22 protein-coding genes are annotated in these 20,499 nt (G+C 45.8%); 16 read left to right on the forward strand and 6 right to left on the reverse strand.

Translation table 11 applies throughout. From position 1 onward, the window contains the following. Positions 1–81 precede the first annotated feature (81 nt). The 6 genes from M1E06_RS01380 (at position 82) to M1E06_RS01405 (ending at position 5,859) form a co-directional block, all read left to right on the forward strand. On the forward strand, positions 82–840 hold the full coding sequence (locus tag M1E06_RS01380) for an IclR family transcriptional regulator (protein ID WP_035337962.1): 759 nt from the start codon (positions 82–84) through the stop codon (positions 838–840). Between the two features lie 18 nt (positions 841–858). Next, complete coding sequence (locus M1E06_RS01385) at positions 859–1,812, forward strand: sugar kinase (protein WP_026580292.1); 954 nt, start codon at positions 859–861, stop codon at positions 1,810–1,812. Positions 1,813–1,838: 26 nt separating this feature from the next. Then, the gene (locus tag M1E06_RS01390; protein WP_023856968.1) at positions 1,839–2,465 is read left to right on the forward strand and encodes a bifunctional 4-hydroxy-2-oxoglutarate aldolase/2-dehydro-3-deoxy-phosphogluconate aldolase; all 627 of its coding nucleotides are present in this window, start codon (positions 1,839–1,841) and stop codon (positions 2,463–2,465) included. Between the two features lie 15 nt (positions 2,466–2,480). Continuing rightward, positions 2,481–3,629, forward strand: coding sequence for a galactonate dehydratase (dgoD, locus tag M1E06_RS01395; protein WP_023856969.1), 1,149 nt, complete (start codon positions 2,481–2,483; stop codon positions 3,627–3,629). A 61-nt stretch (positions 3,630–3,690) separates the two neighbouring features. Beyond that, complete coding sequence (locus tag M1E06_RS01400) at positions 3,691–5,022, forward strand: MFS transporter (protein ID WP_023856970.1); 1,332 nt, start codon at positions 3,691–3,693, stop codon at positions 5,020–5,022. A gap of 96 nt (positions 5,023–5,118) precedes the next feature. Further along, a complete protein-coding gene (locus M1E06_RS01405; RefSeq protein ID WP_023856971.1) occupies positions 5,119–5,859 on the forward strand; it encodes a YwaF family protein in 741 nt (246 codons plus the stop codon). Positions 5,860–6,022: 163 nt separating this feature from the next. On the opposite strand, the gene M1E06_RS01410 is transcribed toward M1E06_RS01405, so the two are convergent. The 3 genes from M1E06_RS01410 to M1E06_RS01420 all read right to left on the reverse strand — a co-directional run bounded on the left by M1E06_RS01410 (position 6,023) and on the right by M1E06_RS01420 (position 10,109). Beyond that, positions 6,023–8,197, reverse strand: coding sequence for an MMPL family transporter (locus tag M1E06_RS01410; RefSeq protein WP_103749431.1), 2,175 nt, complete (start codon positions 8,195–8,197; stop codon positions 6,023–6,025). Positions 8,198–8,311: 114 nt separating this feature from the next. Beyond that, a complete protein-coding gene (gene ydfI, locus M1E06_RS01415; RefSeq protein WP_035337953.1) occupies positions 8,312–8,953 on the reverse strand; it encodes a two-component system response regulator YdfI in 642 nt (213 codons plus the stop codon). Then, positions 8,946–10,109, reverse strand: coding sequence for a sensor histidine kinase (locus tag M1E06_RS01420; protein ID WP_101561546.1), 1,164 nt, complete (start codon positions 10,107–10,109; stop codon positions 8,946–8,948). The genes ydfI and M1E06_RS01420 overlap by 8 nt, the downstream gene beginning before the upstream one ends. A 310-nt stretch (positions 10,110–10,419) precedes the next feature. Here M1E06_RS01420 and M1E06_RS01425 point away from each other — a divergent pair, with 310 nt between their 5' ends. From M1E06_RS01425 to M1E06_RS01440, 4 genes are all read left to right on the forward strand, one after another. Beyond that, complete coding sequence (locus M1E06_RS01425) at positions 10,420–10,590, forward strand: hypothetical protein (RefSeq protein ID WP_023856975.1); 171 nt, start codon at positions 10,420–10,422, stop codon at positions 10,588–10,590. Further along, positions 10,587–10,763: a hypothetical protein gene (locus M1E06_RS01430; protein WP_095291354.1), complete on the forward strand. Its 177-nt coding sequence runs from the start codon at positions 10,587–10,589 to the stop codon at positions 10,761–10,763. The genes M1E06_RS01425 and M1E06_RS01430 overlap by 4 nt, the downstream gene beginning before the upstream one ends. 119 nt (positions 10,764–10,882) lie before the next feature. Beyond that, positions 10,883–11,746, forward strand: a complete 864-nt coding sequence (locus M1E06_RS01435) for a glycosyltransferase family 8 protein (RefSeq protein ID WP_026580289.1) — start codon at positions 10,883–10,885, stop codon at positions 11,744–11,746. A gap of 149 nt (positions 11,747–11,895) precedes the next feature. Continuing rightward, entirely contained in the window at positions 11,896–12,834 is a 939-nt protein-coding gene (locus M1E06_RS01440; RefSeq protein ID WP_229129363.1) for a phosphoglycerate dehydrogenase, read from the forward strand. A gap of 30 nt (positions 12,835–12,864) precedes the next feature. On the opposite strand, the gene M1E06_RS01445 is transcribed toward M1E06_RS01440, so the two are convergent. Further along, positions 12,865–13,245 carry a VOC family protein gene (locus M1E06_RS01445; protein ID WP_035337948.1) on the reverse strand — a complete coding sequence of 127 codons (381 nt, stop codon included), beginning with the start codon at positions 13,243–13,245 and terminating at the stop codon, positions 12,865–12,867. A 142-nt stretch (positions 13,246–13,387) separates the two neighbouring features. On the opposite strand from M1E06_RS01445, the gene M1E06_RS01450 reads away from it, so the two are divergent. Continuing rightward, the gene (locus M1E06_RS01450; protein ID WP_216904194.1) at positions 13,388–14,578 is read left to right on the forward strand and encodes a class I SAM-dependent rRNA methyltransferase; all 1,191 of its coding nucleotides are present in this window, start codon (positions 13,388–13,390) and stop codon (positions 14,576–14,578) included. Between the two features lie 97 nt (positions 14,579–14,675). Then, on the forward strand, positions 14,676–16,142 hold the full coding sequence (gene putP / locus M1E06_RS01455) for a sodium/proline symporter PutP (protein ID WP_020453378.1): 1,467 nt from the start codon (positions 14,676–14,678) through the stop codon (positions 16,140–16,142). A 295-nt stretch (positions 16,143–16,437) separates the two neighbouring features. Here the strand turns inward: putP and M1E06_RS01460 are convergent, their stop codons facing one another. Both M1E06_RS01460 and M1E06_RS01465 read right to left on the reverse strand, forming a co-directional pair. Continuing rightward, on the reverse strand, positions 16,438–17,124 hold the full coding sequence (locus M1E06_RS01460) for a CidB/LrgB family autolysis modulator (protein WP_020453377.1): 687 nt from the start codon (positions 17,122–17,124) through the stop codon (positions 16,438–16,440). Next, positions 17,106–17,492 (reverse strand): CidA/LrgA family holin-like protein, encoded by a 387-nt coding sequence (locus tag M1E06_RS01465; RefSeq protein WP_020453376.1) that lies wholly within the window; start codon positions 17,490–17,492, stop codon positions 17,106–17,108. The genes M1E06_RS01460 and M1E06_RS01465 overlap by 19 nt, the downstream gene beginning before the upstream one ends. A 458-nt stretch (positions 17,493–17,950) precedes the next feature. Here M1E06_RS01465 and M1E06_RS01470 point away from each other — a divergent pair, with 458 nt between their 5' ends. The 4 genes from M1E06_RS01470 (at position 17,951) to thiM (ending at position 20,499) form a co-directional block, all read left to right on the forward strand. Beyond that, positions 17,951–18,379, forward strand: coding sequence for a YwqH-like family protein (locus M1E06_RS01470; RefSeq protein WP_020453375.1), 429 nt, complete (start codon positions 17,951–17,953; stop codon positions 18,377–18,379). Next, positions 18,376–18,645, forward strand: coding sequence for a YwqI/YxiC family protein (locus M1E06_RS01475; RefSeq protein ID WP_020453374.1), 270 nt, complete (start codon positions 18,376–18,378; stop codon positions 18,643–18,645). Before M1E06_RS01470 ends, M1E06_RS01475 begins: the two co-directional genes overlap by 4 nt. Before the next feature lie 130 nt (positions 18,646–18,775). Beyond that, entirely contained in the window at positions 18,776–19,693 is a 918-nt protein-coding gene (gene cidR / locus M1E06_RS01480; protein ID WP_020453373.1) for a cidABC operon transcriptional activator CidR, read from the forward strand. Further along, positions 19,690–20,499: a hydroxyethylthiazole kinase gene (gene thiM / locus M1E06_RS01485; RefSeq protein WP_020453372.1), complete on the forward strand. Its 810-nt coding sequence runs from the start codon at positions 19,690–19,692 to the stop codon at positions 20,497–20,499. The genes cidR and thiM overlap by 4 nt, the downstream gene beginning before the upstream one ends.

A 20,499-nucleotide genomic window follows, 5' to 3' on the forward strand; every position in this document is an offset into this window, starting at 1 on the left:
TGAGCATTCTTTCTGTTTAGAATACGTCCGAATTATCAGGATCCTGATTTTGAATCACATATGTGAATGTTGGAGGGTGTCATGTCAGTAAAATCCGCGGTACGTGTTGTACGTATATTTGAATTGCTGTCAAATCATCCGGATGGATTAACCGTAAAGGAGATCAGCAAAGAATTGTCGCTGCCGCAGAGCAGTACATTCAATTTGGCCGCTACACTTTTGGATGAAGGATACCTTCAGCAGGATGCTATCAAGCGTTACAGGCTGGGGGCAAAACTGATCCAAGTTGGAACCGCTGCCATGGAGTCGATCGACATTTCGTCGCAAGGTGTTCCGTTTTTAAAACAGCTGATGGACGGCGTTCAGGAGACGGTGTTTATGGCCGTTCTATCCGATGATCAGCTCGTCTACATCGCAAAAATCGATAACAACAGGTCAATCAGAACAACCGCACAGCCCGGTTCGCGCAAGCCGCTATATTGCACCGGGCTTGGCAAGGTATTTTTGGCATTCATGCCGGAGGACAAAAGGGAAGGGCTGCTCGACCGCATGGAATTTATCCGGTTTACCGGGCATACCATCACCGCCAGAGATGAGCTGGAAAAGCAGCTGCAGACATTTTTGGAACAGGGATATGCCGTTGACAATGAAGAAAATGAAGAAGGTTTGTTTTGTCTGGCGGCTCCTGTCTATGGTCCGGATGGCGTAATGAATGCGGCGATCAGCACCGCCGGGCCAAAGGAGCGCATGCTCGCAAGAAAGGCGCTTATCGTTGAGCAGCTGCTTCACACAGCCGGAAAAATTACAGAAAGCATTGGCGGATTTAAAAAGCCGCTTTAGCAAAGGGGGAAAGTTCTGATGGATGTTATTAGCATAGGAGAGACAATGGCGCTGTTCACTCCGAATGAAGACGGCCCTCTCAGATACGCAAGAAACTATCAGGTGAGAATAGCGGGCGCAGAAACCAACACGCTGATCGGACTTTCGAAGCTCGGGAAAAAAGCCGGCTGGATTACCCGGCTTGGAAAAGACGAGTTCGGGGCGATGATTCTTTCTGCTGTCAGAGGAGAAGGAGTCGATGTCAGCCAAGTGAAGCTCGATGACACGGCGCCGACCGGTTTGTTTTTTAAAGAAAGGAAAAGCGCGGCCAAAGTCAATGTCTTCTATTACAGGACGCTTTCAGCGGCGAGTTTTTTGAAAAAAAGCGATATTGATGAGCCATACATTGAGAAAGCGGGGTTTTTATACATTACGGGAATTACCCCGGCTTTAAGTGAAAGCGCTTCAGATGCAGTGTTTTATGCAGTGGAGCTCGCCAAAAAGCACAATAAATGCGTTGTATTTGATCCGAATTTTCGAAAAAAGCTCTGGGACGGAGAGCGGGCGCGGCAGACGATGTTTGATTTGATCAAACAGTCTGATATCGTGCTTCCCGGCTTGAGCGAAGGGCGTTTTTTGTTCGGCACCGCTGATGAGAAAAAAATAGCGGAAGCCATCCGCGGGCACGGGGCTGAAACCGCCATCGTCAAGCTTGGTGCAAAAGGCGCCTATTATTCCAGCGGGAATGAAAACGGCTATGCGGAAGGCTATCAGATTCAGACTGCAGCGGACCCCGTGGGTGCCGGAGACGGCTTTGCAGCCGGTGTATTATCGGGTTTGATTGATCATATTCCGCTTTCTGAAGCTGTCAAACGCGGCTGTGCCGTCGGCGCCATGGTAGCTGCGGTAAACGGTGATATTGAAGGGCTGCCTGACAGCGATTCACTGTTTGCGTTTATGGAACAATCTGATGAAGAAGATGTCAGCCGATAAAAAACCGTAAAGAAAGGGTGGCAGAAATGCATGTATTGTCACAAATCAAAGAACAAAAAGTGATTGCGATCATCCGCGGATACAATCCGGAGGAGGCAGTGAGCATTGCCGGCGCCTTAAAAGCGGGCGGCATCAGGCTTGTGGAAATTACGCTTAATTCCCCTCAAGCGATCAAAGCGATTGAAGCGGTTTCAGAAGATGTTGGAGACGAAATGCTTATCGGAGCGGGAACCGTTCTTGATCCCGAATCTGCGAGAGCGGCGCTTTTAGCCGGCGCGCGGTTTATCCTGTCGCCAACTGTTCATGAAGAGACGATCAAGCTGACAAAGCGATATGGAGCGATCAGCATTCCGGGCGCCTTTACCCCGACGGAAATATTGACGGCGTATGAAAGCGGTGGAGACATCATCAAAGTATTTCCCGGAACGATGGGGCCTGGCTATATCAAAGATATCCACGGACCGCTTCCGCATATTCCGCTGCTTCCGACGGGAGGGGTCGGGTTGGAAAACCTTCACGAGTTTTTACAGGCCGGTGCGGTCGGTGCTGGAATCGGCGGTTCACTTGTGAGGGCTCATCAAGATGTGAATGACGCGTTTTTAGAAGAGCTGTCCAAAAAAGCAAAGCAATTTGTTGAAGCAGCAAAACAGTAAAAGGGGAGATCAGAGATGAAAATAACGGGATTCGAGTGTTTCCAAATTCCACCGCGCTGGCTTTTCTTAAAAATCGAAACGGATGAAGGCATTACAGGGTGGGGAGAGCCGGTAATCGAGGGAAAGGCGGCGACAGTTAAGGCGGCTGTCGGCGAGTTAATGGAATATTTAATCGGCAAAGACCCGATGAACATTGAAGACCACTGGAATGTCATGTACAGAGGCGGATTTTATCGGGGCGGACCCATTCTGATGAGCGCGATTGCAGGAATCGATCAAGCGCTTTGGGACATTAAGGGCAAGTTTTACAATGCGCCCGTGCATCAGCTGCTCGGAGGGAAGAGCAGGGAATCGATCAAGGTCTATTCCTGGATTGGCGGAGACAGGCCTCAAGACGTCGGCCTCGCTGCCAAGGAGGTGGTTGACCAAGGCTTTACAGCCGTCAAAATGAACGGCACGGAAGAGCTGCAATACATTGATTCACATGAAAAAATCGATCAGGTGATTGAAAGAATATCAGCCGTCAGAGAAGCTGTCGGCCCGTACATTGGAATCGGCATCGACTTTCACGGCAGGGTGCACAAGCCGATGGCGAAGATTTTGGCAAAAGAGCTTGAACCGTTTCGCCCGATGTTTATAGAAGAGCCTGTTCTGCCGGAAAACAACGAGGCGCTACGCGATATCGCCAGCCTCGTCTCAATTCCGATTGCGACCGGAGAACGAATGTTTTCAAAGTGGCAGTTTAAAGATCTGCTGACTGACGGCTATGTCGATATTATTCAGCCTGACTTGTCACACGCCGGCGGAATTACCGAATGCAAAAAGATCCTGTCGATGGCGGAAGCATTTGATGTCGCCGCCGCTCCTCACTGTCCGCTGGGCCCGATCGCTCTGGCGGCCTGCCTTCAGGTTGATGCAACGTGCCACAATGCATTTATACAGGAACAAAGCTTAGGAATCCATTACAACAAAGGCACGGATTTGCTTGATTATATAGTGGATCAAAAGGTGTTTTTCTATGAAGACGGCTATGTCCGGATTCCGGATGGCCCGGGCCTTGGGGTGGACATCAATGAAGATCATGTCCGGAAAATGGCTGATATCGGGCATAACTGGCGCAATCCGGTATGGCGGCACAAGGACGGAAGCATAGCTGAATGGTAAAAATGATACCGTTTTCAAAAGATGTCCGTCATTACAAACAAATAAAAGGAGAGGGCCTGTCATGAAACAAGCTGCTGTAAAAGAGAAGCCGACAAAGGTTAGAGTGCGGGTACTGCTGTTTATTTTTGTATGTGTCGTGATCAATTATATGGATCGAAGCAATATCTCAGTCGCAGCTTCTGCAATTGGAGACGATTTAAACTTGTCTGCCGTTCAACTAGGTTTGATTTTTTCCGCTTTCGGCTGGGCATACTGCGCCCTGCAAATACCGGGAGGCGGGCTTGTCGACCGGTTTGGCCCGAGGCTTGTCTACGGTTTTACCTTGGTTACTTGGTCGCTCGCAACATTGCTTCAGGGGTTTGTCCGCGGCTTCGGTTCTCTATTCGGGTTGCGTCTTGCGACGGGGGCGTTTGAAGCGCCGGCTTTTCCGACCAATAACCGGGTGGTGACTTCATGGTTCCCTGAACAGGAAAGGGCTTCAGCCATTGCATTTTATACGTCGGGGCAATTTGCCGGCCTTGCGTTTTTGACGCCGGCGCTCAGCGCCATCCAGCATGTCGTCGGCTGGCGCGGCCTGTTCATCGTAACTGGGGTGATCGGCATCATCTGGGGCCTTATCTGGTATACTTTTTACCGAGATCCCGACCGTCATCCAAAGGTAAACAAGGCTGAACTTGATCATATAGAAAAAGGCGGGGGGATCGTCCGCCGCGGCCGGACTTCCGAAAAGGAAAAATCGGCATTTAATTGGAAGCATTTTAAACAAGTGACCGCTCATCGCAAGCTGTGGGGTATATATATTGGACAGTTCGCCGTTAATTCGACTTTATGGTTTTTTCTGACATGGTTTCCGACATACCTTGTAAAATATAGAGGCCTTGATTTTCTCCAATCCGGTTTTCTCGCCTCGCTTCCGTTTCTTGCGGCGTTCATCGGTGTTCTGTTGTCCGGCTTCCTGTCCGACTTTCTGATCAAAAGGGGCGTATCGGCCGGGGTTGCCCGCAAAACACCGATTATTACCGGATTGATCCTGTCTATTTCCATTATCGGTGCCAATTATGTCGATCAGACATCACTGATCATTTTATTTATGACGCTTGCCTTTTTTGGAAACGGTCTGGCCTCCATTACATGGGTGCTTGTATCGTCTTTAGCGCCTAAGCATTTGATCGGACTGACCGGCGGAGTATTTAATTTTGTCGGCAGCCTCGCCTCCGTTATCGTTCCGATTGTCATCGGCTTTCTCGCAAACGGGGGAAGCTTTGCGCCCGCCCTCGTCTTTATCGGCACCCTTGCCCTTCTGGGAGCCCTTTCCTACATCTTTCTTGTCGGAAAGGTTGAACGGATTCAGGTCAATGATAATGTAAAAGAAAACGATTCTATTTCTATGTGACACCCGGCTGCCGGACATTCGGCGGCCTTTTTGAATAATAGATCATGGTTTGTCACAAAATAACGCTAAAATATTTTTGACGACAGGGTGTTCAGGATGAAGACATATTTTCAAAAAGATTATCAACTCGGCTCGTTTCAATTTTTTTCAACATCTCATATACTGACTTTGCTGGTGCTTGCAGCGCTCGGTGTTTGTTTGTTCGTCTTTCGCAAGACGCTGCAAAAACCGCGGTGGAACCGGATGCTTCGCTATGCGTTTGTGGCGGTTTTATTGATTTCTGAAATCAGCTACCACTCCTGGTTTATCTATGTAAATTCCTGGACGCCGCGTTATTGTTTGCCGCTTCACCTCAGCGACCTTTCGGTTTATCTTGTCATCATTCTGTTATTGACGAAAAATCTCACCTTGTTTAAATTTCTTTATTTTGCCGGTTTGGGGAGCGCTTTGCAAGCGATTCTGACGCCTGACTTGGGAAGGTACGGCTTTCCTCATTTCCGCTTTTTTGAATTTTTCATTTCCCACGGAATCGTCGTACTGGCCTGCCTTCTGATGATTGCAGCCGAGAAGTATAAGCCGACCGTGCGCTCTCTCTGGGTCACGTTTCTTCTCGTCAATATTTATGGGGCATTCATCTTTTTAATCAACCGTTTGCTGAAGTCGAACTATATGTACATGATGAAAAAGCCGGGCGGCGGAGCTTCGCTGTTAGACGTGCTCGGGCCGTGGCCATGGTATCTTTTATCAGCGGAAGCGGTCACGATCGTCTTCTTCTATCTTCTCTATCTGCCGTTTTGGATCGCCAGGAAGGTGAAAGAAAAAAAGGATCTTGCATGATTCCTGTATTTCTGAATAGGTTCGGCCGTATTCCATTGGCCAAGAGACTTTAAAAAATCAAAATGAGTGATTACGCCATGAGTGTCTCCTTTTTAACTAATCATTCACACCGTGATCAGGAATATGAAGAAAAAAGCAGATCTCGTAAAAGATCTGCTTTCTATTACATACTGATTTGTTTCTTTTGTTCATAATCTATTTCTGGCTGTATTTCCTTCGTGAGTTGATGCCCTTCTATGTCCACATTCGGAATAATCTTGTCCAGCCATTTTGGCAAGTACCAGGCTGCATTCCCCATCAGTTTCATGACACTTGGAATCAGTGTCATTCGTACAATAAAGGCATCAAAGAGCACACCAAAGGAAAGAGCCAACCCGTTGGCTTTAATAGAAGCTTCTCCAGCAAAGATAAATCCTGCAAAAACGAAGATCATGATCAGGCCGGCTGCGGTGACAACAGGACCGCTGTGTTTTAATCCGGCTTGAATCGCTTGTACTGGATTCTTTGTTTTCACATATTCTTCACGCATTCTGCTGACAAGGAATACTTGATAATCCATGGCTAATCCAAACAGAATTCCAATAGATAAAATCGGCAAGAACGCGAGTATCGGCCCTTTTTCTGGTATTTTGAAAAAGTCGACGAGATTCCCGTCTTGTAAAACAAATACACAGATCCCAAGAGTGGCAGTCATTGTCAATACGAAACCAGCAACAGCAACAAGAGGCACAAGCAGCGAACGGAATACGATTGTCAGCAATACAAACGCAAAACCTACAATGAGCACAGCAAACACCGGTATCGCATCATTCAGGCGATCTGAAATGTCAATATTCACGGCAGTCGATCCAGTAACGAGCAAATCTACCCCGTTTTTATCTGATAAGCTGCGTACTTCCTTTACCAAATCCTTCGTTGCCACATCATTTGGACCTGTTTCAGGAACGACCGTAATGATAGCAAAGTTCCCTTCTTTATTAGGCATTGCAGGAGTGACACTCGCTACATGGTCTAGTTCCTTTATTTCTTTCACTGCATCTGTGAAGGCTTCCGCCTTATTTTCTGTCACACTTGTAGCATCCGCTACGATTGTTAATTGACCATTAAATCCTTCTCCAAAACCGTCGGCAAGCAAGTCATATGCCCGGCGTTCCGGATTATCCTTCGCTTTCATCCCTGCATCAGGCAAGCCCAGTTCCAAATGCATAGATGGAATACTAATGACGAGCAAAATGAGAATGCTGCATACACTTAGCATGATAGGGTTTTTTGTGACAAAGCGTCCCCAGACATTTGTTTCAGCGCTTTGTTTATCTTTTTTCTTGTTTGATTTCGGAACCATCCGTTTCCCCGCTATCGATAAGACGGCAGGAACAAGCGTGATTGAGGCGAGAACAGCTAACAATACACTAAGCCCTGCTGTCAGCCCCATTGCAGACATAAAAGGAATGTTAACAACCGTCAATCCGCAAAGTGCGACAATAACAGTAAGTCCGGCAAAAACGACTGCACTCCCAGCTGTTCCGGTAGCTCTGGCAATTGATTCATTCTTTTGTATGCCTTCGCCTAGAAACTGGCGGTGCTTCGTAAAAATAAATAAAGCATAATCAATCCCAACAGCAAGGCCAATCATTCCGGCTAATGAAAGACTGACGGAAGCAATATCGAAAACTTGTGTTCCAATCAAAACAAGTCCAATACTAACACCTAATCCAATCAGTGCAGTTAAAATCGGTAAGCCTGCTATTAATAAAGAGCCGAATGTAATGGCCAAAACGACAAAGGCCAAGACAATGCCGACAATTTCAGAGATACCGCCTATCTCCATCTCGGCTCCCGGTACATCACCGCTCAGCTCAGCTTGCAGTCCCTCATAATCAGCCATTTTCAAACTGTCTTTTAAGTGTTTGATAGAGTAATCCTTTATATCATCTGCTGATGATTTATACTTGATATCAGCATAGGCAACTGTGCCGTCTTTCGCGATTGTTCCTGTCACAAAAGGACTTGCAATCGAGTCAACAGAACCATCTTTATCGATTTCCTTTAACGTATTTTCTATTGCTTTTTTGGCTGACTCTGCAGTAAGTTTCTCTCCATCTTCAGCACCGAAAATCACCCGTATGCTCCCTTTATCAGGGCCGTGAGGAAATTCTTTTTGAATGACATCCATCGCTTTTTCCGAAGGTGTGTCAGGTATGGACATATCCTCAGAAAAACTTGGTTTTAACGTAATGGCAAGCCCTATCGAAGCAACTAACACAACGATCCACGCGCATATAACTTTTATGCGATGGCGAGCAACCCATCCTCCTAATTTATATAACATTTTTGACATGATAATCTCCTTTCAACACATTGCTTGATCATATTCCTCCTCATTGTAGTGGACAATGAAATAAAAAAAACGTACATTCGGGTATGTACGTTTGGGCAAATTTCAAATTTGATGTTATTTGTCTAATGTCAGAATGCCTCTTTGCATGGCAATCGTTACGGCTTCAGTTCTTGAATTCGCGCCTAATTTATTGTAAATGGACGTTAACCTGGACTTTACTGTTCTCTCAGAGACGCCCAAATCAAAGGCGATCGCTTTGCTTTTAAGACCTTTAGCAATTGCTTTTAGAACAATGACTTCCTTTTCTGTCAGCTGCGTATCACTGCTCTGTTTTTTCATCCGCTCCAATTGGATTTCTTGCAGACGTTTTAAGATTTCAGGCTGCAACAGCACGTTTCCTCTTATTGCTGCATCCATTGTATGAAAAAGGGTTTCTGAACTCGTATCCTTCAATAGATATCCTTTCGCCCCTAATTCAATTCCTTCGATCATTAAGTGATCTTCATTATAAGTAGTCAAAATAATGATAGGGATGTCATGTTTTTCTTTTATTTGTTTAATGGCTTCTAACCCGCTCATCTCCGGCATATACAAATCCATGAGAATGATATCCGGTTTTAATTCATCTGCAAGACGGACTGCCGCTTTGCCATTTTCGGCCTCTCCTATGATGGTGTAATGATCATTCGTTTCAATTAAAAGCTTCAGACCTTCCCTCACGACAAGATGGTCATCAACGATTAAAACCTTATTCATCTTGCATCTCTCCCTGAATTGGTACTGTGATCTCAATTTGTGTTCCTTTTGATTTTGTACTCTTTATATTAAATTGGCCTTTCATGGCTCTGACGCGTTCTTCTATGCCGAGAAGCCCGTAATGTCCTCTCTTTTTCTTGCTCTTTTCAACATCAAATCCTTTGCCATTGTCCTTGACAGTTAAATGGAGCCTCCCCTTATCATCATCCCAAATGGATACCGATATCGTTTCTGCTTCAGCGTGCTTTGCTGCATTCGTTATGCATTCTCCAATGATGTAATAACAGTTTTCAGCTGTACGAACGTCTAATATCTGATGTAATCGGTAGTCTAAAAAACCACCCATGCCTGTCGACTCTTGAAAATGATCCATTAGTGAGGTAATTCTTTCTTTTAGAAAACCGATTTCCTCTGATTTGCTGCGCAGATCGTCAATCGCTGAACGCGCGTCGGCCAATGTACCTCTCACTCTTTTCATTGATTGTTGAATGATTTCTATTGCTCTCTCTGTGTTGCCTTTGGCGAGATGAACATGAATAGCATCGAGCTGCATATTTAAACTGACCAGCCCTTGAGCAAGCGTATCGTGTAAGTCCCGGGCCATACGCTGCCTTTCGTTTTGCAGCGTCAGCTGTTCGACCTGCTGATGAGCCAGCTCCAGCCGTTCAAGAGTCAGCTGAGCTTTTATCTTTTCATCGACTTGGGCAAATAATGTAGCGGCATAAGTAATAATCACGATCATAATAGGTACGGCAATGACAAGAAAATGCAAATAATCACCTTTGTGAATCTGATGTGTTGCATTGATTGACAGCAGAAGCAGTAAATACAGTATGAGGAAAGTCCTTCTTCTGTCTGCTATTCCTGCAATCTGTCCAATCAAAAATGCATAAAGGCCGATGATGACCAGCACTAAGAAGCCAGTCATGATATTAGCCAGTGTAAAAGTGATCAAACCTTGCAGCACAAAATATAGAATGACCCTTTTCTTAACCCAGCGATATGAATGCCAATGCAGCAAAGCAAAAATGGCGGTCAATACTGTAAACACGTTAAGCAATAAAATGGACCAGCTCCCAATAATAAATTGCAGCACGACAGAGGCTACATAGATCATGAGAATAAAAGCCAGGCCCGGCACTCTGAGCGCAAGCATATTTAATGCCCGTCTATCATGTGAGTAATGCTTTTCTTTAAAAGGATTCAAACCTCATCCACTTCCTTTAACAGTTTAACCGAACAGAGATTCATGAAATTTATTGAAAGTGAACATACATTTATCCAATCATTTTATAGGAAGAGAAAGAACACAACAATACCGAGGTGCAGTGAACCATTAGATGTTCCCAAACATATGATCATTGCCCAAACGTACATAAGCGTTCTGCCTTTATGTACGTTTTATCTTTTCAAATTTACATTTAAAATCATGAGGAACTCACTATTTATTAAAGGAATGATCAACATTGAAATCGATTGATCTCACAATTTTATCATTAAAAAGAAAAGGAATCAGAACTGAGAAAGTGTCAAAAAATCAGTGCCCTGATCGATTAAGCAATACGAACGAAAAAACAGACAAACATAGAAACAAAAATAGTCAATCCAAGAACATGTGTAAAGAAAAAGGGGAATGAATATGTATTGGTTTTTAGGTGCTTTATTATATTTTCTCATCGGTACTTGTATATTTATTGGAGTCATTAGAGACATTCACTCAGGCTCATGGATGCTCCTTACATTAGCAGCTCCAATCATCATTATTGGCTACCCTTACTTTTATTCAAAGAAGCTTTTTGCCAAAAGATAGTGAAATAGACGCCATACAATCAGAGGATCTTGCATGATCCTTTTTTTTCAGCCTATCGACGGTGTTTATTTTTTAAAAAAAGGGAATAGAACAAAAAAAGAAAAGGAGATGGAAGACATATGAAAAGCGACCGAACCATGCATATTATTTCATGTACAGACAATAACTACGCACAGCATTTAAGCGTGATGTTCGCATCATTGCTGACGAATATGGATCAGACGCGCGATGTGAAACTGTATGTCATCGACGGAGGGATTGAACCGGAAAATAAAAAGCGTCTGGAAGAGACGACCCTTCAATTCGGAGCCCCCATTACATTTCTGAATGTAGAAAAAAGCCAGTATGACCGTGCGGTCGAAAGCAGCCATATTACAAAAGCGGCATACTATCGGATTTCCATCCCCGATCTGATTGATGACGATTCCGTCAAACGAATGATCTATGTCGATTGCGACGCCTTAGTGTTAGAGGATATATCGAAGTTGTGGGACAAGGACATTTCACCTTATTTCGCAGCGGCAGTAGAAGATGCAGGCCAGCATGAACGGCTGAAAAAGATGAACATCAGCGACGAAGCAAAATATTTTAACTCAGGTATCATGATCATCGATATGGAAGCCTGGAGAAAAAACAACATTTCGAAAAAAGTCATCGACTTCATCAATAACAACGATGAAGACATGTTTGTGTTTCATGACCAAGACGCGCTGAATGCGATTCTTTATGATCAGTGGCTCGAACTTCATCCGAGATGGAACGCCCAAACACACATTATTTTAAAAGAAAAAACACCGGCTTCCCTCATCGATCAAAAGCGCTATATGGAAACAAGGGCAAACCCGGCAATCGTTCATTTCTGCGGCGGAAACAAGCCTTGGAATTCAAACACCTCACACCCGTACGCCCGTCAATATTTTAAGTATTTGCAGTCCACAGCCTTTAACCAGCCGGCCAAATTGTCTAAAAACCATGTCAGCTAACATGCCAATCTCATTTTAAATCGCAGGATGAATCGATATAATGACAACAAACCCTGACGTATCCCCATATTCGCTTGTTTCCTTTCGGAAACAAGCATTTTTCTTGGCTGCAAAAATTTTTTACGAATGGAGGAGCGCTTTTGGTTAAAGTGCTGTTGACACTTAACGGACTGTTTTACCGCGCAGCGCCGCTGTTGAAGGAAAGGGTCGAACGGCTCGGCGCCGAATTTGCATTTTTGGATTCAAATCGGTTGACGAGACAGGATTTACTGACTCATATCAAGGATGTTCATATTTATATCGCCGGCGTTGAAAAAGTGGACCGGGAGCTGATCGACGCTGCCCCGGAACTAAGATATATCATGAAATTCGGTGCGGGAATCGACAATATTGATGTAGAATATGCAAGCGAAAAAGGAATCCTCGTCACGAATGCACCCGGCCAAAACGCCTCGGCAGTCGCCGATTTGGCATTCGGCCTTCTGCTGTCTGGCGCCCGTTCGATCCCGCAGTCAAACGCCGCAGTCAAAGCCGGTTTGTGGCAATCCGAGATGGGCTATGAGCTCGATGGAAAAACGCTGGGGCTTATCGGTTTTGGGGAAATTGGCAAAAAGGTTGCAAGACGGGCTTCCGGGTTTCATATGAACGTTTTGGCGTACGGCACATACAAAGACTACAATGCAGCCAAACGGCTGAATGTACGGTTTGCAGAGCTTGACGATCTCCTGGCAAAATCTGACTTTATGTGTATCAGCACGTCATTAAGACCTGCCACCTATCATTTGATCAATCAAGAAAAGCTGGCAAAAATGAAGAAAACCGCGTACCTGGTCAACATTGCCCGCGGAGAAGTGGTAGACGAAAGCGCGCTCATTCAAGCGCTTGAACAAAAACAGATCAGAGGTGCAGCATTGGACGTCTTTGAAACCGAACCGCCGGCCGCCCGGATCACTAGTCTCGGCAATGTCATATGCACGGCGCATATTGGTGGCGCTACGTATGAGAGCATCAGGCGCATCGAAGAGGTGACATATCAAAACATCAAAAGGTTTATCGAAAACCAGCCGCCGGCTTTCCGCGTTTCTTAAAGACTGGAAACGGCGAAAAGCCGCATCCGGTTATGTTCTTTGAAAAAACTCAATTATTTCTCCTTCGGGCCCAAAAAGAAAAAAATAGCGGAAGCCGTTTGGCAATACGGTGATCTCGTCTTCCATCAGCTTGATGCCGGCGCTTTTTACGCGGGCGAATTCAGCCTCGATATCATCGGTTGAGACGGCAAAATGATGTACTTTTCCTTCCTGAGGAAGACTGTCGTTATATCCCTCGATCAATTCAAGCTCTGTCTCGTCTCTGTTCTCAAAGCCTAAAAAAGCCAGCTTCATGATGCCGTTTGTATGGGTCATTCTGCCTTTAAGCGTCATTCCGATCACATTCTGGTAGAATGTGATCGAAGCATCAATGTCTTTCACCATCAGTCCTACGTGGTCAATTCGCGCCATTACGCCATTCCTCCTTTTGTTTCTCCATCATTTTAGAAAGGTCGGAATCATCTGTCAATTATCTCGATTACATGATGAATAAGAATATTGATCAGGCGTTATGGTAGGATAGAGAAGACTTTAAAATAAGGACTGAAATCAAATGCATACATTAAAAATAAAACATCCATTCGCTGCAAAAATGAAAAAGGGCTATCCCTTAATTGAAAAAGAAGCTGTTTCTTCGCAAGAAAACGGCATAAAAGAAGGTTCGCTGATCAGGGTTGCCGATGAAAACGGCACGTTTTTGGGAAAGGGCTACTATGGCGAGCAAAACAAAGGGATCGGCTGGATTCTGACCCGAAACGAAGAGGAATCAATTGATCAATCATTCTTTTTAAGCAGGCTGGCGAACGCCTTTCAGGCCAGAAAATCGCTTTTTCAAGACCCGGATACGACCGCTTTTCGTTTGTTTAACGGGGAAGGCGACGGAATCGGCGGCTTTACGATTGATTATTATGACGGCTACTATTTGTTCCAATGGTACAGCAAAGGGATTTATACGTTTAAGGAAGCGATTATGGAAGCCCTCGATGAATTGACAGACTATAAAGCCGTATATGAGAAAAAACGGTTTAATACGGCCGGGCAGTATGTAGAAGATGACGACTTTGTCAGAGGAGAGAGAGGGGAATTTCCGATCATTGTGAAAGAGAACGGCATACATTTTGCCGTTTACCTCAATGACGGTGCGATGACAGGCGTTTTTCTCGATCAGCGCCATGTCCGCAAGGCGGTTAGGGACCGGTATGCGGAAGGAAAAACCGTGCTCAACACCTTCTCATATACAGGTGCATTTTCTGTGGCGGCGGCGCTTGGAGGCGCTGAAAAAACGACGAGCGTTGATGTTGCAAACCGCAGTTTAAGCAGGACGATCGAACAATTCAGCGTGAACGGGCTGGATTATGAAGCTCATGATATTAAAGTCATGGACGTTTTTAAATATTTTCAATACGCGGTCAAAAAAGAACTCGCCTTTGACCTCGTCATCCTTGATCCACCTTCATTTGCGAGAACAAAAAAGCATACATTCAGCGCGGCAAAGGATTATAAAAATCTGTTGAAAGACGCGATTCGGATCACTAAAGATCAAGGTGTAATCGTCGCTTCGACGAACAGCAGCGCTTTTGGGATGAAAAAATTCAAAGGTTTTATCGAAGCGGCATGCAAAGAAACAGGGACGCGCTTTACAGTGCTTGAGGAGCATTCGCTTCCTGAAGATTTTAATACGGTGAAAAGCTATCCTGAAGGCGATTATTTAAAAGTTGTCTTTTTGCGGATCCGCCGCCGTTAATGTAGGACGGGGAAAAATTTTGCGATAAAAACAATACCTGTCGATCAATTATTCATGTATATTGATATTACGCGAAAAACTCAGGCAGGGGGAAGTTATGGATTACGGAATTTTAATATCGATAGGTATTTATATGGCAGGAATGCTTTTTATCGGATATTTTGCATATCGAAGAACTTCAAATTTGACCGACTACATGCTTGGCGGAAGGAATCTGGGCCCCGCTGTCACCGCGTTAAGCGCAGGTGCTTCCGATATGAGCGGCTGGCTATTAATGGGGCTGCCCGGTGCGATGTTTCTGAACGGATTGAGCAGCGGCTGGATCGTTGTCGGTCTGACAATCGGCGCTTATTTGAACTGGGTGTATGTTGCGCCGAGGCTGAGAACGTATACGGAAACGGCCGGCAACAGCATTACCATACCGGATTATTTCGAAAACCGTTTTAAAGACGGTTCAAGGCTGTTACGGGTGACGTCGGCTTTTGTTATTTTAGTATTTTTCACTTTTTATACATCATCCGGAATGGTGGCGGGCGGAGAGCTGTTCAGAACCGCATTCCACCTTGATTATCGGATCGGCATCTGGCTGACGGCCGGGGTTGTCATTCTTTATACGCTCTTCGGGGGCTTTCTGGCTGTCAGCTGGACCGATTTTGTTCAAGGGACGCTCATGTTTATCGCGCTCATCTTAATGCCGATCGTTGTTTTTGTCCAATTGGGGGGAATTGCGCCGGCGTTTTCGGAAGTGAGCGCGGTCAACCCGGACCTCCTCCGCCCGTTTCAAGGAACAACCGCAATCGGGATTATTTCTTTACTGGCATGGGGGCTCGGCTATTTTGGACAGCCTCATATTATTGTCAGGTTTATGGCGATTTCCAGCGTGAAAGAGTTGAAGAGTGCCAGAAGAATCGGCATGGGCTGGATGATCTTTTCGATTTGCGGAGCGATGCTGACAGGGCTCGTCGGCATCGCCTATTTCAGCGCGAATCATCTTTCGTTAAAGAATGCCGAGACGATATTCATTAAGCTGGCCGACCTTTTGTTCCCTTCGATGATTACGGGGTTTTTGCTGGCCGCCATTTTAGCAGCTGTCATGAGCACGATTTCTTCGCAGCTTCTTGTAACCTCAAGCGCGCTGACAGAGGATTTTTATAAAGCGTTTGTCCGGAAAGGGGCTTCTGACAAAGAACTTGTTCTTGTCGGAAGGCTGTCTGTCCTCGCCATTTCACTGATCGCACTAATGATGGCGCTTCATCCGAATGAAACGATACTGAATCTTGTCGGCTATGCATGGGCAGGCTTCGGGGCGGCATTTGGCCCTGTCGTTCTGCTGAGCCTGTATTGGAAACGAATGACGAAGTGGGGCGCCCTTTCAGGGATGCTGTCCGGTGCGCTGACCGTTATTGTGTGGGAGCAAGTGAAAGCTTTTGACCCGGTTTATGAAATCATTCCCGGATTTATTGTTTGTACAGTCGTGATCATCGCCGTCAGCCTGATGACAAAGAAGCCGCCGGCAGAGATTGAAAAGGAATTTGAGACAGCGGTTGAACAGCTGAAAGGGTGAGACTATATTGATGGTCTTTGTCAACGTATTGTTGACGGCCGCTTTTCTCACAGGGGCTTTCACGGGATTTCTGCGGATATTTTCCAAAAAAAGGAGATGGATTTTTCTCGGGAATGGCGGCGGATGGATCGGGGAAATTTCACACTTTTCGGTTTGAATTTTCCCCAAACTGCCGCATGACAAGGCTATCAGGTGTATTTCTTTTATATTATTGCTGATGTGCTGCTCGATGTCTAAATGAAAAAAACCAAATTGGCGGAAAAAACTTCCCCAATTTGGTTTTTTTATTTTTCGGCTATGACACTGCAATAAGGGAAATGAGAAACGGCGCTGCGCAAAGCGTGATAATCGCAGCCAGGATCATCGATACGCTTGAAATCGTTCCGGACACGGAGCTGAGCTCAAATGCTTTTGACGTACCTGCGCCGTGGGCGCTTGTGCCAAGCAGCACGCCTCTTGCGATTTCATTATCAATCCGGAAGTAGCGAATGACCATCGGTCCGATCACTGATCCGGACAGGGCGGTTAATATAACAAAAACAGCGGTCACCGCGGGCATTCCGCCGATCATTTCAGAAACGCTCATTGCAATTGGCGTTGTGACCGATCTGGGAACGAGGCTCTCAATCAGATCTTCATTCAGCTTGAAAAGTTTTGCGATAAACGCTGTTGACAGGATCGCGATACAGCAGCCTGCAGTCACGTTGATAATGATCTCAACCGCGTATTTTTTCAAGACGGGAAAGTATTTGTACAGCGGAATCGCAAAAGCCACGGTTGCCGGCTGGAGCATGTCCGTCAACAAGCGACCGCCCGCATTGTATGCTTCAAAGGGCACGTTGATGAAAAGCAGCAGGCCGACAAGTATCACCGGCGTGACCAATAAAGGTGACGCATACACCTTTGGATGGCGTGAATACACCGCTTTTGCGCCCAAATAAATTAACACTGTTGCGATCAGGCTTAAGCATCCGATGAGCATGTTTTTTTCCTTTCCTTTCTTTTGGCAATCAATTGAGTCAGCATTCCGGTCGACACCATGACGACGAATGTACTGATGAGGACAACGAGTATAATGCTTGTGCCGAATTCAGCCAGAATATCTCCGTAGTTCATAATCCCGACGGCTGAAGGGACAAAGAACAAAAGCAGCTCCGCGAGAAGCCACAAGGCGCCGATTTCAATCCATTCCAGCTTAATGATTTTGAAATGAAGAAGCGCAAAAATGACGATAATCCCGAGAATGCTGCCGGGAATGTTTATATGAAGAACCTCGGCAATCAGATTCATGAAACGCGCGAATAAAAACAAAAGAGCGACCTGACCTAATCCTTTAATGAATGTTTTCATGTCATTATCCCCCTTTCTAAACAAGAGTGTACATGAGTTTTAAGTATAGGTAAAATACATATACAGAATAGATAATATTCATTTTGTCTATAGTTAAAAGCGCAAATCAGGTCAAAAGAAACAGTTTCCTGACTAAAATTAGAAATTGTCGTCCGGAATCATTTGGCGATTTTTTGTGACCATTAAACTGCCGTATTCCCGTGCCTTTAGACTTGCCCGCGATGAAAGCGGTGTACAGATGATTCAAAAAGACAGGTTATATGTCCTTGAAATGCGGTGTGAGGAAGACGGCGGCCTGTGTATATATCCCTAAAAACAGTATTTACAGCCTATTCAACATCCGTGATTTTCGACTTAAACTATAAATATTGGAAATGAGAGCAAGTCTAGTCAAAGATGTGAATCTATGAGAAACCACAATCAATGCGAATCATACTGCAATTTCAGAGGTGACAATAATGGACTACTCAGACACGCTGCAAAAAATACACGGTGTCCTCTCCCATAAGGCGGCAGAGCTGGAAGAACAAATTGCAAGGCTGGAGCGGGCAAAGCGCGATGTAGAGCGGGAACAAAACCTCGGAATCGAAGAAATCAGGCAGATTTTGCGGCCGAACCTTGATGAGTCGTGGACCGGAAGCAGGGCAGCCGATTTTGACGAAGCACGTGATGAAGCGCACACGGCAATGTACAGAATTTTCACCGATGAGTATGATCGGTATATTCATAAAATTGATTTAAAGATATTTGCTTTAGATTCTGAAAAAGGGGCTGTTCAAGCTGCAAGCTGGTCAGCCGACCGGGCGGACTTTCTGATGGAAAAAGGAGAGGAGGCCGTCGACGCTCTGCACAGCACAATCAACGGTTTAAAAGGATGGTTGAAATGAGCAAAACGATTAAACTTAACCATGCAGCGGTTATGAAGCAGCTGGAACAAGTAAGCAGCACGCTTCAAGCCGTGTCTTTAAAAAGCCCGTCAGCCGGAGCGCTCGGGCGGAACAACCTTGATTTTACGAAAAAGTGGCTTGAACGCGAAGCCGAAATTTGCAATATGGTCGAACAGTATAAAGAGGCTGTTCGTAAAAACATTGAGGACACCCGCTCCAATGTGGACACGCTAAAGGAACAGGATGAGGCGATTGCCCGAAGATAGGCGCTGCCGGCTGTATGCCGGCGGCGTTTTTTTATGTTGATATAGAAGGATGCTCCGCGGGGGTGCAGAAAACAATGAAATTGGTTTAGAATATGAATACAAGCAGGAACTCTGAAAGGGTGTCAAACAAATGGACATACGCCACTTAACCTATTTCTTGGAGGTAGCCCGTCTGAAAAGCTTCACAAAAGCCGCTCAGTCATTATACATATCCCAGCCGACAATTTCCAAAATGATTAAAAATCTTGAAGAAGAGCTCGGGATCGAGCTGTTTTACCGGCGGGGGCGTCAGATCGAGCTGACTGATGCGGGGCAAAGCATGTATGTGCAGGCCCAGGAAATCACCAAGTCGTTTCAAAATTTAACTTCAGAGCTGAATGACTTGATGGACGTCAAAAAAGGGCACGTGCGGATCGGTTTGCCGCCGATGATCGGCTCCGGCTTTTTTCCGAAAGTGATAGGGGATTTCAGAGACAAATATCCGAACGTCACCTTTCAGCTTGTTGAGCACGGCTCTGTGAAAGTGCAGGAAGGAGTAGAAGACGGATCGCTTGATATCGGCGTTGTCGTCCTGCCTGCAAAAGAGGAGATTTTTCACTCCTTTACAATCGTAAAAGAAGACTTGATGCTGATCGTCCACCCGTCTCATCGTTTTGCCGATGCGGATGAGATCGAGCTTCGGCAGTTAAGCGAAGAACCGTTTATCTTTTTCCGGGAAGACTTTGTTCTTCACGAACGGATCATTACGGCTTGCTTGAAGGCGGGATTTCAGCCGAATGTCATTTATGAAACCTCGCAATGGGATTTTATCAGCGAAATGGTTTCCGCTAACCTTGGAATCGGGCTTTTGCCCGAAAGAATCTGCCGGGATCTTGACCCGGAAAGAGTGAGAATCATTCCGCTGGTGAGGCCGGCCATTCCTTGGCATGTCGCCGTCATATGGAGAAAAGACCGCTACCTGTCGTTTGCGGCGAGGGCGTGGATTGATCATACAAAATCGTATATATGGAGCGATAATTCAAAAACAGAAAGGAATGCAGCCGAATGAACCTGGAAGATGCCGCAAGAGGAATTGAGAAAGTCAGAAAGCAAAAACCGCTTGTACACAATATGACAAACAATGTCGTCACCAACTTTACGGCGAACGGTTTACTGGCTCTCGGCGCATCGCCGGTGATGGCGTATGCGAGGGAAGAAGCCGCCGACATGGCAAAGATCGCCGGAGCCCTTGTGCTGAACATCGGCACGCTCAGCCGGGAATCTGTTGAATCGATGATTATTGCAGGAAAGTCCGCCAATGAACACGGTGTGCCGGTTATTTTTGACCCAGTCGGTGCTGGGGCGACGCCGTTTCGAACAGAATCGGCTCAAGCAATTATGCGCGAAGTGAAGGTTTCCGCCGTCAGAGGCAATGCCGCGGAAATTGCCAACACGCTTGGAGAGGACTGGCTGATCAAAGGCGTGGATGCAGGTGAAGGGAGCGGCGACAGAACAGAGCTCGCCAAAAAAGCCGCGAAATTATGGGATACAGCCGTCATCATAACCGGAGCTGAAGATGTCATAACTGATGGAACAAAAACGTATACCGTGGGCAACGGACATCAACTGTTAACGAAAGTGACGGGGACAGGCTGTCTGTTTACCTCTGTCATCGGTGCGTTTTGCGCCGTTGAAAAAGACGTTTGCCATGCCGCTGTATCTGCAGCCGCTTTTTATGGAACGGCGGCCGAGTTGGCCGCGGAGAAAACGGAAAGCCGGGGGCCCGGAAGCTTTCAAATCGAGTTTTTGAATCAGCTTGCCGCTGTTGAATTGATGGATATAAAAGAACGCGGCAGGATCAGAGAGGTGGAATAA

Source organism: Bacillus sp. AK124 (assembly GCF_053903085.1).

What these genes read in the sequence shown, in the direction of transcription:
- M1E06_RS01465 (WP_020453376.1), bottom strand. Translation starts at nt 17,492, where the DNA reads ATGAAAACATTCATTAAAGGATTAGGTCAGGTCGCTCTTTTGTTTTTA.
- M1E06_RS01410 (WP_103749431.1), bottom strand. Translation starts at nt 8,197, where the DNA reads ATGTCAAAAATGTTATATAAATTAGGAGGATGGGTTGCTCGCCATCGC.
- M1E06_RS01385 (WP_026580292.1), top strand. Translation starts at nt 859, where the DNA reads ATGGATGTTATTAGCATAGGAGAGACAATGGCGCTGTTCACTCCGAAT.
- M1E06_RS01470 (WP_020453375.1), top strand. Translation starts at nt 17,951, where the DNA reads ATGGACTACTCAGACACGCTGCAAAAAATACACGGTGTCCTCTCCCAT.
- M1E06_RS01390 (WP_023856968.1), top strand. Translation starts at nt 1,839, where the DNA reads ATGCATGTATTGTCACAAATCAAAGAACAAAAAGTGATTGCGATCATC.
- putP (WP_020453378.1), top strand. Translation starts at nt 14,676, where the DNA reads ATGGATTACGGAATTTTAATATCGATAGGTATTTATATGGCAGGAATG.
- M1E06_RS01405 (WP_023856971.1), top strand. Translation starts at nt 5,119, where the DNA reads ATGAAGACATATTTTCAAAAAGATTATCAACTCGGCTCGTTTCAATTT.
- dgoD (WP_023856969.1), top strand. Translation starts at nt 2,481, where the DNA reads ATGAAAATAACGGGATTCGAGTGTTTCCAAATTCCACCGCGCTGGCTT.
- M1E06_RS01460 (WP_020453377.1), bottom strand. Translation starts at nt 17,124, where the DNA reads ATGCTCATCGGATGCTTAAGCCTGATCGCAACAGTGTTAATTTATTTG.
- M1E06_RS01445 (WP_035337948.1), bottom strand. Translation starts at nt 13,245, where the DNA reads ATGGCGCGAATTGACCACGTAGGACTGATGGTGAAAGACATTGATGCT.
- M1E06_RS01420 (WP_101561546.1), bottom strand. Translation starts at nt 10,109, where the DNA reads ATGCTTGCGCTCAGAGTGCCGGGCCTGGCTTTTATTCTCATGATCTAT.
- M1E06_RS01430 (WP_095291354.1), top strand. Translation starts at nt 10,587, where the DNA reads ATGAATATGTATTGGTTTTTAGGTGCTTTATTATATTTTCTCATCGGT.
- ydfI (WP_035337953.1), bottom strand. Translation starts at nt 8,953, where the DNA reads ATGAATAAGGTTTTAATCGTTGATGACCATCTTGTCGTGAGGGAAGGT.
- M1E06_RS01435 (WP_026580289.1), top strand. Translation starts at nt 10,883, where the DNA reads ATGAAAAGCGACCGAACCATGCATATTATTTCATGTACAGACAATAAC.
- M1E06_RS01450 (WP_216904194.1), top strand. Translation starts at nt 13,388, where the DNA reads ATGCATACATTAAAAATAAAACATCCATTCGCTGCAAAAATGAAAAAG.
- thiM (WP_020453372.1), top strand. Translation starts at nt 19,690, where the DNA reads ATGAACCTGGAAGATGCCGCAAGAGGAATTGAGAAAGTCAGAAAGCAA.
- M1E06_RS01380 (WP_035337962.1), top strand. Translation starts at nt 82, where the DNA reads ATGTCAGTAAAATCCGCGGTACGTGTTGTACGTATATTTGAATTGCTG.
- M1E06_RS01475 (WP_020453374.1), top strand. Translation starts at nt 18,376, where the DNA reads ATGAGCAAAACGATTAAACTTAACCATGCAGCGGTTATGAAGCAGCTG.
- cidR (WP_020453373.1), top strand. Translation starts at nt 18,776, where the DNA reads ATGGACATACGCCACTTAACCTATTTCTTGGAGGTAGCCCGTCTGAAA.
- M1E06_RS01400 (WP_023856970.1), top strand. Translation starts at nt 3,691, where the DNA reads ATGAAACAAGCTGCTGTAAAAGAGAAGCCGACAAAGGTTAGAGTGCGG.